The 12,810-nt window shown below is 34.8% G+C and carries 11 protein-coding genes; 6 read left to right on the forward strand and 5 right to left on the reverse strand.

The window, feature by feature from the left end:
• Nucleotides 1-383 precede the first annotated feature (383 nt).
• Both ABFR62_09540 and ABFR62_09545 read right to left on the reverse strand, forming a co-directional pair.
• Entirely contained in the window at nt 384-1,427 is a 1,044-nt protein-coding gene (locus ABFR62_09540) for an alpha/beta hydrolase (protein MEN8138665.1), read from the reverse strand.
• 192 nt (nt 1,428-1,619) lie between these two features.
• Nucleotides 1,620-3,803: an ATP-binding protein gene (locus ABFR62_09545; GenBank protein MEN8138666.1), complete on the reverse strand. Its 2,184-nt coding sequence runs from the start codon at nt 3,801-3,803 to the stop codon at nt 1,620-1,622.
• A gap of 342 nt (nt 3,804-4,145) precedes the next feature.
• On the opposite strand from ABFR62_09545, the gene ABFR62_09550 reads away from it, so the two are divergent.
• Complete coding sequence (locus ABFR62_09550; GenBank protein ID MEN8138667.1) at nt 4,146-4,700, forward strand: hypothetical protein; 555 nt, start codon at nt 4,146-4,148, stop codon at nt 4,698-4,700.
• A gap of 78 nt (nt 4,701-4,778) precedes the next feature.
• Here the strand turns inward: ABFR62_09550 and ABFR62_09555 are convergent, their stop codons facing one another.
• The 3 genes from ABFR62_09555 to meaB all read right to left on the reverse strand — a co-directional run bounded on the left by ABFR62_09555 (nt 4,779) and on the right by meaB (nt 8,192).
• The gene (locus tag ABFR62_09555; GenBank protein MEN8138668.1) at nt 4,779-5,393 is read right to left on the reverse strand and encodes a carbonic anhydrase family protein; all 615 of its coding nucleotides are present in this window, start codon (nt 5,391-5,393) and stop codon (nt 4,779-4,781) included.
• Nucleotides 5,390-6,988: a SulP family inorganic anion transporter gene (locus ABFR62_09560; protein ID MEN8138669.1), complete on the reverse strand. Its 1,599-nt coding sequence runs from the start codon at nt 6,986-6,988 to the stop codon at nt 5,390-5,392. Before ABFR62_09560 ends, ABFR62_09555 begins: the two co-directional genes overlap by 4 nt.
• 178 nt (nt 6,989-7,166) lie before the next feature.
• On the reverse strand, nt 7,167-8,192 hold the full coding sequence (gene meaB, locus ABFR62_09565) for a methylmalonyl Co-A mutase-associated GTPase MeaB (GenBank protein MEN8138670.1): 1,026 nt from the start codon (nt 8,190-8,192) through the stop codon (nt 7,167-7,169).
• Between the two features lie 242 nt (nt 8,193-8,434).
• On the opposite strand from meaB, the gene mce reads away from it, so the two are divergent.
• The 5 genes from mce (at nt 8,435) to ABFR62_09590 (ending at nt 12,761) form a co-directional block, all read left to right on the forward strand.
• Complete coding sequence (gene mce / locus ABFR62_09570; protein MEN8138671.1) at nt 8,435-8,836, forward strand: methylmalonyl-CoA epimerase; 402 nt, start codon at nt 8,435-8,437, stop codon at nt 8,834-8,836.
• Between the two features lie 55 nt (nt 8,837-8,891).
• Complete coding sequence (locus ABFR62_09575) at nt 8,892-10,451, forward strand: acyl-CoA carboxylase subunit beta (GenBank protein MEN8138672.1); 1,560 nt, start codon at nt 8,892-8,894, stop codon at nt 10,449-10,451.
• Nucleotides 10,451-10,822: an OadG family protein gene (locus ABFR62_09580; protein ID MEN8138673.1), complete on the forward strand. Its 372-nt coding sequence runs from the start codon at nt 10,451-10,453 to the stop codon at nt 10,820-10,822. Before ABFR62_09575 ends, ABFR62_09580 begins: the two co-directional genes overlap by 1 nt.
• A gap of 28 nt (nt 10,823-10,850) precedes the next feature.
• Nucleotides 10,851-11,270, forward strand: a complete 420-nt coding sequence (locus ABFR62_09585) for a biotin/lipoyl-containing protein (protein MEN8138674.1) — start codon at nt 10,851-10,853, stop codon at nt 11,268-11,270.
• Between the two features lie 171 nt (nt 11,271-11,441).
• The gene (locus tag ABFR62_09590) at nt 11,442-12,761 is read left to right on the forward strand and encodes a sodium ion-translocating decarboxylase subunit beta (GenBank protein ID MEN8138675.1); all 1,320 of its coding nucleotides are present in this window, start codon (nt 11,442-11,444) and stop codon (nt 12,759-12,761) included.
• Nucleotides 12,762-12,810: the final 49 nt, after the last annotated feature.

Raw genomic sequence — 12,810 nt, forward strand, 5'->3', positions numbered from 1 at the left:
ATCTCCTTACGTCGATTTGGACTTTAAACTTTGGACTTTAGACTTTGGACTTTGGACTTTAGACTTTAGACTTTACCTCGCTGGCTCTTTCACTTTCAGCAGTTGCTCAGTGATATAATTCAGCGGTTCATCAGCTAAGCCGAGACATAGTGCTCGGTGAATCTCCTTACGTCGATTTGGACTTTAGACTTTAGACTTTAGACTATAGACTTTAGACTATAGACTTTAGACTTTAGACTTTGCAGTTACACCAAATACATTTCAAATTTCTATATAATAATACCTTTTTCTCTATTAAAAAAAGACTCAGGTGTTCCAAATTAAAAATAAATTAAGGGAGAGAAATATCCCTCCCTTATAATAATTATAACCCAGAAATTTTATTAATATTTATTACCCGGGCGGTCTTTAACAAAGTCAGCAATTAACGGGTTGATTTCATCTGCAAAAAGCCAGTGAATAACATGACCACCTCCCGGAAATGTATATACTGTATTATTAGGGTAAAATAAATTTACTTTATCCATGTTAGGGGTTGGATTAGCATAGAAGCATAATTTTGGATACATCCATCCAACCGGAACATTATTTTCATTTTTAGTGGCTTGATAATTCATATCAGCAAGAATGATACTCGGAAACTCTACAAAATATTGCAATAATTCCAATAGCTCAGGATCGGGTTCTAAGCCACTATAAACACCTCCTAAGTAATTTGCTAAAAATGCTTTAAATCCCTCTGTCCATTGATATTGCCCCATATATTCGCAGAAGTTTTCAAGTTCACTTACACCCGGTTTAAAACCTCCATCGATAGCTACCAGTTTTTGTATCATCCCCGGATAAGTTTTTTCGAATTTACCTAAAACTTTAGGTCCCCAACTAAAGCCAACTGCCGTAAACTTATGAACACCTTCTTTTTTGAGCACAGTATACATAGCATCAGCCATCATTTCCATTGTATAATGCATTCCTTCAGAATCGGGTTCCGGATAATCAACAGGAACGAATTTACAATCCTCTCCATCGGGTTCGTAAGCTGCAGGAACGGGATATGTGCTTGGTATAAATGTATCGCTTAATCCATGCCCCGGAAGATCTATATATATTGATCTGGCTTTATCTTTAAAGTAATCGAATTGTTTTGTAAATACCGTAATTGGGTTTGTCCAACCGGGTATCCAAACCATATCTATAGGACCTTTTCCTATTATGCGATAGTGGATTTTCAAATCAACATTTAAATAAGCAAAATCTTTTGCCTTCATGGTAACGAATCGTTCCTGATCAAGCCCCGGAGGTTGATTTTTGAAGTCTTTTGCTTTTTTTTGAACTTCATTGTTGTCTATTAGGTTATCTGCTTTTTCGCAGGCAATAAATAAGCTAATGCTCAGAACAACAAGAAATAATTTAGATATATATTTCATGAGTGTAAGGTTTATGTTAATTACTGCCCTTCATGAAAAGGGAGGCAGCTATAATATCCCCTAAAATCTTCTTCCTGATTTTGCTGAGAATAGTGATTAATGATTTGAGCCTGAAGTTAATTAATAACAATAGTAGTACTTTTACTCTACCTCTCAAAATGTTTGCTCAGGGTCTCAAAATCAGGAGAGTGATTACATTTTTTTAATTTTACTTGGATTTATCCCGAATTCTTTGGTAAATGCCCTGCTAAAATGTGAAAGGTTTTTAAAGCCGCTTAGTGTAGCTGCTTCCGATACGTTGATATCGGCAGTTGTCAATAATTCTTTAGCCTTATGAAGCCTGATCAATTGAAGGTATTCGAATAATGTTTTGTTGGTGAGCGATTTAAATTTGCGATACAGTTGCGACCTGCTCATTGCTACTTCGTAACACAAGTCATTGATATTGAAATTATCATCCTCCAGATTATCACGCATAAATTCACTAACTTTTTGGATGAAAATATCTTCTGTATTATTGTCTGCATCTTTAGATACTGGATTATAACCTATTATAGAATAGCGTTTCTGTAATTTTTTCCTCAACTCTACAAGTGTATTAAGCTGCGCCATTAACTCTTCCTTGTTAAAAGGTTTTGAAATATATGCATCTGCTCCCCTTTTCAATCCATTAATTCTCGAGGCAATATCGGCTTTTGCGGTTAAAACTATTACCGGAATATGACTGGTACGAACATCGTTTTTTACTTTATCGAGCATTTCTATACCGTCCATTTCGGGCATCATAATATCACTCAGAATTATATCAGGACTCAAATCCAACGCTTTTTTCCACCCTTCCTTTCCGTTTAAGGCATACTGCACGCAATAATCCTTTTCGAGCAATGCAGATAAATACTCTACAATATCGTGCCTGTCCTCTACTATAAGAAGCTCTGGTTTGTTTTGTCTGCATTTCTTCTCTACTAGCGGGCCCTCTTCTTCATAGTAAGCTTCCGGTGCAGATATTACTCCGGTAATTTCGGCCAAATCTTTGTTTTCTACCAAAGACGCATTATTGGTAACAGGAAGCGAAACTCTAAATTCCGTACCTTTGCCGTAAACACTTTCGGCTCTGATTGTGCCTCCCAATAACTTTATCAGTTCCAGTGTTAGGGCCAGACCAAGTCCGGAACCGGGTTCATTTTGTATATTCTTTCTGTCCTTATCTCCTCTGTAAAAGCGATCAAAAATATTAAGCAGCTCCTCCTCCTTAATTCCAATGCCGTTATCCCTGACTTTTATTTCTAGTCTGTATCCATTACTTTTATTTATCGAAGTTGTTATTTCAACCTTTCCTCCCGATTTATTGTATTTTACCGCATTCGAAATCAGATTTGAAATAATCTGTGTTAATTTAGCAGGGTCGTAATCCATCAGCACAGGCTCATTCTCAGGAAAATATTGAAGTGTTACTTTTTTACTGTCGGCCAAAGACCGGAATAAATCAACCAGATAAGTAATATATAATATTATGTTTCCCTGAATCATTGATACTGTCATAGCCCCAGCCTCCAGCTTTGAAAGATCGAGCATTTGATTCACATAATTTAACAAAATAACACTGTTATTTTCGATCTTTCGTGTTCCCCTGTGAAGCCACTTATCGGGATTTGTTCTGATAAGGTCAGTCATACCCTGAATCACGGTTAAAGGTGTTCTAAATTCATGAGTGATATTTGTGTATAGCTTTGTTCTGATTTCATTTAACTCTTTTAAAAGCTTTATCTCCTTCTTTTCTATCTCGATTCGTTGAGAAATAAAATTTAGAACAAATAAAAAAGCGAAAGCTGATATCCAAAGCAGGTTTACTACAAATAAGAAAATATTTGCAGAACTAGTCATTTCGGGAGCTACAGTTAAATAAGGATGTAGTATTCCTGCCAAAACCAGTGTTATAACGTAGATAATAAACAATAAAACAGAATACTTAATTATCTTAAAATCCAGAGAAAACAGCACTACGAAGAAACCTACAAAAATCAAGCCCCCGGAATGGGGTATTCCTCCAAGTTTTAGTATGAATAAAAATGTGCCAACGGTAATAAGTACTTGATTAATAACCTGTATTTTTTTTAGATTTTCACGTACAAAAAACGCCGCAATAAGGTATTCAAGAAAGATTACTGAAAGAAAAAGACCATAACTGAGAAGTATTTTGAACTCCGGGTAAATAAGCCAAAAAACAAATGTTAGAACTACAATGACAATAAAGAATGCCAAAGAGGCAATCCAGTAATTTTTCCTCAGGATCAGGTTATTTTTTCCTATACCGGGATAAGAAATGATCTTTTCAATCCTTTTGTCTATTTTTTTAAGGTCAAAGAGTTTCACCATATTAAATTTTAACACGGTGGAAAGGATGATCTAAAATTACGAAAAATAATGATGATTTAAGATTAAAAAAAATAACCTTTTACAATTAAGCTTTTTAGCTCTCTGGGTTACTTAACTTAGTAGAAATATTAGGGTTATTGTTAAACAAAACGCTTAACTTAAACGATATCGCTCCAACGGAAATATAACCCTTATTCATCAAAATACTCTTTAGTAAAACCACCGTTAATTTCACCTCACAAACAGGTAAAACCTTTGCTTTCGGTCATGGAATTTCGTACCTTTGCGGATTGCAAACTACTGTCTTTGAAGTGATTATATGTTTAATCTAAATTCAAAGCTATGAAGAAATTATTGATTCCAATTATTGCGGTATTGTTTCTTTTATTTTCGTCGTGCGATGAGATTGATGAATTAACTGAAATTGAAGTTGATGTTGATTTAGAAACTTCTGAAATGATAATTTCACCTCCTGTGGCTAAAAAAAGTACTAATGATGAGGTTGGTTATGATTATTATGTTACAGATTATATCATCGTGGATGATATTGAGGAGCTAGAAGGTTATTCTGAACAAATTGAAAGTATAGTTATTGATAATGTGGAAGTTAAGATAATAAGTGTGTCGGAAGATAATACATTTACAAGGGCAGGTACTTATATAAGAATTGGAACATCTGGATTAATAGCTAAGGATGTTTTAGATGAAGATGTTGAATTAACAGTAGATTATACCTTTCAACTCTCTGATGAATTTAAAACTAAACTAGAAGAAAATATTAACACTGTAGACCTATTTTATGATCTTAATTTTGAATTAGGTGGTACTTTGAGCAATGATGCTACAGTAACATGTATTATTATTATAAAATCAAAATTCAACATTGATTTAAATTAAAGAAACTGTATTAAATTATACAACAAAAGAACGGATAAGTATAGCACTAATCCGTTCTTTTATATATTTAATCAATTCTTAATGAAATGTAACTACTCCGGTAGCAATATCGTACATAGCTGCAACTATTTTAATTTCGCCCTTCTCTTCTCTTTTCCTCAAAATTTCACTTTCTTTTCTGATAATTTCTATTGAGTTCAGGGTGTTATTATCGATAACGGCATTAACATATTCGAGATTTTTTCCTGTCATATCTTCAAAATCTGCTGTTCTTTCAATTGCAGGTTTAATCTTTGTGAGGGTTTTGGTAAGATTTCCCAATTCTGCACCACTGATAGCCGCATTAACGGCGCCACACCCCGTGTGCCCCATTACAACAAACAATTTTGTGCCGGCAACTTCGGATGCGTACTCCATTCCACCTATAATATCGTTATTGACTACATTTCCCGGAGATCTGAAAGAAAACAATTCTCCGATGGTTTTGTCAAAGATTCTCTCGATCGGTAACCTTGAGTCCATACATGCCAGTACCGCTGCCATTGGGTTCTGCCCCCCCTTTGTAGCTTCTAATACATGATGAGTTTTAATGTTTCGTAATTCATCATTTACAAATCTTTCATTACCTTTTTTCAATAACTCAATGACTTGATCGGGTGTCAATAGTTCCTGTATTTGTTTGCCAATTGTCATAATTTCTGTGATTTAGAGTCGTTAATAATATTTTTAAACAATTCGAACTGATTATCAGGCATTCTATGCGAAATACCTATAACTTCAAGCTCTATATCTTTATATTTTGCTTTCTCTTTAAATTCTTCTATTACCTCAATAATATCGTAATCAATACTTACTGATTTTGTCGCGTCTATAATCAGTTTTGTTCTGGGCTCTATATGATCTAATTTTTTTAAAAGACCACCTTTATTTAAAAAAGACACCTCCTGCGATAATGTTATTTTTACACAATTGTCTTTTGCTTTCACTTCTTCCAAATTGATAGAAGTTCTGTAGTTTGCCATCAATATATTGAAAATTGCAAATACCATTCCTACTGTAATACCTACCAATAAGTCAGTAAATACAATAGCTACAACCGTAACTATAAATGGTATGAACTGATATCTTCCCAAAGCATACATCGATTTAAATAAGCTTGGCCTGGCTAATTTATACCCCACCTGCAATAATATAGCAGCTAAAGCCGCATAGGGAATCATATTCAATATTAACGGCAATAAAATTACACTTATTAAAATTAAAATTCCGTGAAAAATTGTAGACATTTTTGTTTTACCTCCCGTCTGAACATTGGCAGAACTCCTAACAATTACCTGAGTTACAGGGATTCCACCAATTAAACCTGCTACAATATTACCCACACCCTGAGCCTTAAGTTCTCTGTTGGTTGGAGTAACTCTCTTATACGGATCCATTTTATCGGCAGCTTCAACCGATAGTAAAGTTTCCAGACTTGCTACTATTGCCAGGGTAAATGCCACAGTCCAAACTTCAGGTTTTGCAAATGAGGCAAGATCAGGAGTAATAAATAAATCGATATATCCACCGATATTATCTACTATAGGTATACTAACCAGATGTGAAGACCCTATAGCCAAGTCCGGTATGAAATTTACAAAAACAGCATTTAGTACTACACCTAAAACCACCACTACCAATGGTCCTTTAACTATTTTTGTAAAACTGAGTTTTTTTATAAAATCTTTTTCCCAAAGTATAAGAACTCCCAAAGAAAGCACCGTAATTATTACGGCTCCAATATTAATATGCCCAAACATATTAATAAGCTCGGAAAAAGTATTTGAACCATCCATATTGAAAAAGTCCAAATTCCCTTCATAGTCATTGTCATAACCCAGTGCATGGGGAATCTGTTTTAAGAAAATTGAGATACCTATTGCTGTCAGCATACCTTTAATAACTGAAGTTGGGAAGAAATACCCGATAATACCGGCCTTTAAATAGCCTAATATCAACTGTATAACCCCTGCAATTACTACTGCAGCCAGAAATGATTCGAAACCCAGCTGTTGAATTGCAACCAAAACTATAACAGCCAAACCTGCGGCCGGTCCGCTAACTCCAAGTGAAGATCCGCTCAAAGACCCAACTACAACACCACCGATAATTCCGGAAATAATTCCTGAAAACAAAGGTGCCCCGGAAGCAAGTGCGATACCCAAACTCAATGGTAAAGCAACCAGAAAAACTACTAGTCCGGCAGGTAAATCTGATTTAAAATTTTTAAAAACATTAAAATTTTGCATATTACTCTTTACTTAATTTATGTTTCATTATAACCCTTAACTCGTGCTACTAAATTATTAAGGAATGCAAAACTATAAATACTTGTTTAATAATCTAAATAAACATGATAAAACACATAAACGAAAACACAAACAACTGTTTACAAATTTAACTTAATAATATTGTTTGGTGTACTAACTAATTACCCTTTTTTAAATTAGTTTTTCCCTCCATAAATAAGTCTATAATCTCTTGTGAAGCCTTTAAAGGGGATATTTTTGAAGATTTAATTTCCTTTTCCCTAATCTTTAGTTGATTCGAAATATTTTCAGAGCTATAAAACATACGCTTTAATGCTTCATTAATATTATTATACATCCATTCTATTTGTTGATTATTTCTGTTTTTATCAAAATAATCATTCTTAGAAACTAATTCCCTGTACTCTTTTATTTTCTCCCAAACCGAATCAATTCCTGTGGTATTTAGAGCAGATGCCGTACTTACAACCGGAGTCCACCCCGATTCTGCCTGAGGAAAAATGTGTAAAGCATTTTGATATTGTAATTTCGCAATTTCGCTTTTAGCTATATTATCTCCATCTGCTTTATTAATAACAACCATATCTGCCATCTCCATTATTCCTTTTTTTATTCCCTGAATTTCATCACCTGCACCCGCCAACATCAGCAATAAAAAGAAATCGGTCATAGCATGAACCGCAGTTTCCGACTGCCCTACTCCTACTGTTTCCACTAAGATAACATCGTAACCGGCAGCTTCGCAAAGCAAAATGGTTTCAGCGGTTTTATTTGCAACACCTCCCAACGTATCGCCTGATGCAGAAGGTCTGATATAAGCTCTTTCCATCTTAGACAACTCTTCCATCCGGGTTTTATCTCCAAGAATACTTCCCTTCGATCGCTGACTACTTGGATCTATTGACAATACGGCTACTTTATGACCTTTTGAAATCAAATACTTACCAAAACTCTCTATAAATGTACTTTTACCAACCCCCGGAACTCCTGTAATTCCAATTCTAATAGAATTCCCGGCTTTAGGTAGTATGTTTTGTACAATTTCTTTTGCTATTACTTCATCATTCTTCAAGCTACTCTCCACTATTGTAATTGCTCTTGAAAGAAGCACTCTGTCTCCTTTTAAAATTCCCGATATATACTCTTTAACATCTAATCTTTTTTTGGGTTTATATGTTTTCATATTCTGCACTGCTGTAAATTACAATATTATACATTTCAAATATCTGAATAATAAATCATTTTTCAGTGAATTTCTATTAAAGAGTCTTGTCCCCCCTTCTTTCTAATGCAAGTCAACTTTCTGACATATCTCATTTTTCAAAGTAATCAAAATCATGTTACAAAAAGTTTTATCAAATGTAACGATTGTTACATTTGATAAATAAAACCAAGGTAACAAATGTTACATTTCAAATTGTAATTATGAAAATATCTCACATCGAACACATTGGAATTGCGGTAGAGAGCTTAGATGACTCTATCAAGCACTACGAAAATATTCTGGGTTTAAAGTGTTATGCTATAGAAGAAGTGACAGATCAGAATGTGAAAACAGCATTCTTTATGGTCGGCGGCACCAAAATAGAACTGTTAGAAAGCACATCACCTAATGGACCTATAGGTAAATTCATCGAAAAAAAAGGACAGGGAATACACCACTTAGCATTTGCAGTTGATAATACAACTGAGGCTTTAAAAACAATTGAAAAGAAAGGTGTCAAACTCATTGACAAAAAGTCGAGAAAAGGTGCTGAAGGATTAAATATTGGATTTATCCATCCTAAATCAACACATGGAGTTCTTACTGAATTATGCTCTAAATAAGGGCTTATAACTACACTGAACAAAACCAACATTAGCAAATAACACAAAACGTATAATGGCAAATCAAGAGAAAATTAATGAGCTCATAAGTAAAAGAGCTAAAGCTAAAATGGGAGGAGGAGAAAAACGTATAGACTCTCAACACGCTAAAGGAAAATTAACTGCTCGCGAGCGTATACACCTGCTTCTTGATGAAGATAGTTTTGAAGAGTATGATATGTTTGTTACCCACCGAACAAAATCTTTTGGACTGGATAAACAAATTTACCTTTCTGATGGAGTTGTTACGGGGCACGGTACTGTTGATGGGCGAATAGTTTATGTTTTCTCACAGGATTTTACCGTATTTGGCGGATCGTTATCTGAAACTTATGCATTAAAGATTTGTAAAATTATGGATATGGCTATGAAAGTTGGCGCTCCGGTAATTGGACTTAACGATAGTGGAGGTGCCAGAATTCAGGAAGGGGTACGTTCATTGGCCGGATATGCTGAAATTTTTCAGCGAAATATTATGGCATCTGGTGTTATTCCGCAAATATCTGCAATCCTGGGACCTTGCGCCGGGGGAGCAGTATATTCTCCTGCACTAACTGATTTCACTATTATGACAGACAAAACAAGTTACATGTTTGTTACAGGACCAAAAGTTGTACAAACTGTAACCGGTGAAAATGTAACGACCGAACAGCTTGGCGGGGCCAAAATCCATTCTACTAAATCAGGAGTTTCTCATTTCCTTGCAGAAAGCGATGAAGAAAGTATTTTACTTATTAGAAAAATAATGAGCTACCTGCCTTCTAACAACCTTGAAGAACCACCTACTATCGAATGTAGTGACCCAATAGACAGATTAGAAGAATCCCTGAATGACATTATTCCTGAAAACCCTAATCAACCTTATGATATTATAGATATTATTTCCACTATCACCGATAAGGGAGAATTTACAGAAGTACATAGAAACTATGCCCGAAATATAACTGTTGGTTTTGCAAGGTTTAACGGCCGACCAGTTGGGATTGTTGCTAATCAACCTAAATATTACGCAGGCGTTCTGGATATAGAAGCTTCTAGAAAAGCAGCCAGATTTGTTCGTTTCTGTGATGCATTTAACATAGCTCTTTTAACTTTGGTTGATGTACCTGGCTTCTTACCCGGTACAGGACAGGAATACGGAGGAATTATTCTTCACGGAGCAAAACTATTGTTTGCTTATGGTGAAGCTACAGTTCCAAAGGTTACAATAACTATTCGCAAATCATACGGTGGAGCTCATGATGTAATGAGTTGTAAACAATTAAGAGGTGATGTAAATTATGCCTGGCCATCAGCTGAAATTGCTGTGATGGGTGCAAAAGGTGCAGTTGAAGTTCTTGAAGGCAGAAATATAAGCAAAATTGAAAATGCTGAAGAAAAAAGCGAATATATCCAAAAAAAAGAAAGTGAATACACTAAAAAATTCGCAAACCCTTACGAAGCGGCAAAATATGGATTTATTGACGATATAATCGAGCCGAGAAATACCCGGTTCAGAATTATAAGAGCTTTAGAACTTTTGGGAAACAAAAAAGAGATTAATCCACCAAGAAAACACTCTAATATACCACTATAATGTTGTTAACTGTAGATTTACAAATAGATCAAATTAGTGAAGGTTATATTATTTTGATCACTGGATTATTAATTGTATTTGGAGCTTTAATCAGTCTGTTTCTGGTTTTTAGATTTGGAATGCCATATCTGCTATATGCATACATGGTAATCAAGATAATAATAAAAGGAAAAAATAAAAAAACAGAAGAAATGCCTGTTTTTACTGATGAAGAATTTACAGGCGAGATTGTCGCAGCCATTTCAACAGCAATTCACATTTATCTCAATGATCAACACGATCATGAGAATCCGATTTTAACCATAAAACAGGCACGAAAATCATACTCTCCATGGAGCTCAAAAATCTATGGTACTCATAATAGACTATAATCTAATTGTCTAGTATATAAAATAACAAATGAAAAATTTCAATTTCAAAATACACGATAATAATTACAAGGTAAACATATTATCGCATCGGGGCAGTACTATTGAATTAGAGGTTAATGGCACTTCTTATTCTGTAAAGCTAAAAGAAGAAGTTAAAAAGTCAAAAACCCCTACCCTAATACGTTCAGCGTCAAAACGCCCTGCAGAACCTCTAAAAATTAATCCTGGTTCACAAAAAACCAAAATTGTAGCTCCAATACCCGGAGTAGTTATGTCTATTGATGTAAAAGTTGGTGATGAAATTAAAATTGGCGACAGGTTGCTGGTTTTGGAGGCTATGAAAATGGAAAACAATATTACATCTGAAAAAGAAGGTGTTGTTAGCGCTGTTCATGTTAAAGAGGGACAACAGGTATTACAGGATGAAGTAATGATTGAGTTAGAATAAAAAACTATTAACATCATTACTATCAAACTATAGTAAATATGATGGAAAAAGAATATATGACATCCCCATCTCGACTTAGCCGAGACCAAGCGTGATGAATATAAATGGGGATAACACCTGCCTGCATGATGCAGTCAGGCAGGTATGACCAAAATATTGAATTATATACATATGAAGAAAATATTTATAATATTCGGAGTAATGTCTTTTCTGATATTTATAAGGCCTGTATTAGGATTAAATTCAGAAACTGATACTGAAAAAACTGAACTTTCAATTTCCAATTGGGAAAATAATCAATCAAAAGAGGTTCTTGACGGTGCATTCGATGGTATAAAGCAGTTTTATAGCTATACCGGATTTGCCAATGCAACAGGCAGTCATATACTAATGATTATTGTGGGGCTGGTATTCATATATCTCGGTATAAAGTACGATTATGAGCCACTATTGTTAATCCCTATTGGAACAGGGGTTATATTAGGTAATATACCTTTTGTTGCCGGAAATCAAATTGGTATTTATGAAAGTGGATCTGTAATGAACTATTTATACTTTGGAGTAGTAAAAGGAATCTATCCACCACTAATATTTTTGGGAATTGGTGCCATGACAGATTTTTCATCTCTTATAGCTAACCCAAAATTAATGCTTCTTGGAGCTGCAGCCCAAATAGGTGTATTTGGCACTTTTCTTGGAGCAATATATCTTGGTTTTAACCTTCCTGAAGCCGGTGCTATTGGGATAATTGGTGGTGCAGATGGACCAACTGCTATTTTTCTTTCGTCAAAATTAGCTAATGGGGTGAATATTCTACCCGATGGTACAACAGTAAAAAACCTTATTGGCCCAATTGCAATTGCAGCATATTCATATATGGCTCTGGTTCCTGTAATACAACCACCTTTAATGAGGTTATTGATATCCAAAGAGGATAGAAAAATTCGTATGAAACCACTCAGAGCTGTTTCCCGCAAAGAAAAAATGCTATTTCCAATCGTCGGATTGTTATTAACAACTTTTATTTCACCAAGTGCATTACCTCTACTGGGAATGTTGTTCTTTGGAAACTTACTTAAAGAGTCTGGAAGAACCGAAAGACTTGCAGATACAGCCCGAACAAAGTTAATTGATATTGTAACTATTTTACTTGGTGTGACGGTTGGTGCATCAACCCAGGCAGATATTTTCATCAATAAAGATTCAATGTTAATATTCGGATTAGGAGCAATTTCATTTGTAATAGCAACTATGGGCGGCTTATTATTTGCAAAATTCATGAATTTATTTCTCAAAGGAGATAATAAAATTAACCCACTAATTGGAGCTGCAGGAGTTTCAGCAGTACCCGATAGTGCCAGAGTGGTTCATCATGAAGCTTTAAAGTCAGATTCCAACAACTATTTACTTATGCATGCTATGGCTCCAAATGTTTCCGGTGTAATTGGATCGGCTGTAGCAGCAGGTATAATATTGAGTTTTTTAGCATAACTACTATATAAACTTTAATGAGAATAAAATAAACTATACTTCTATGAAA

The sequence above is a fragment of the Bacteroidota bacterium genome (assembly GCA_039714315.1).
Taxonomy (GTDB): domain Bacteria; phylum Bacteroidota; class Bacteroidia; order Flavobacteriales; family JADGDT01; genus JADGDT01.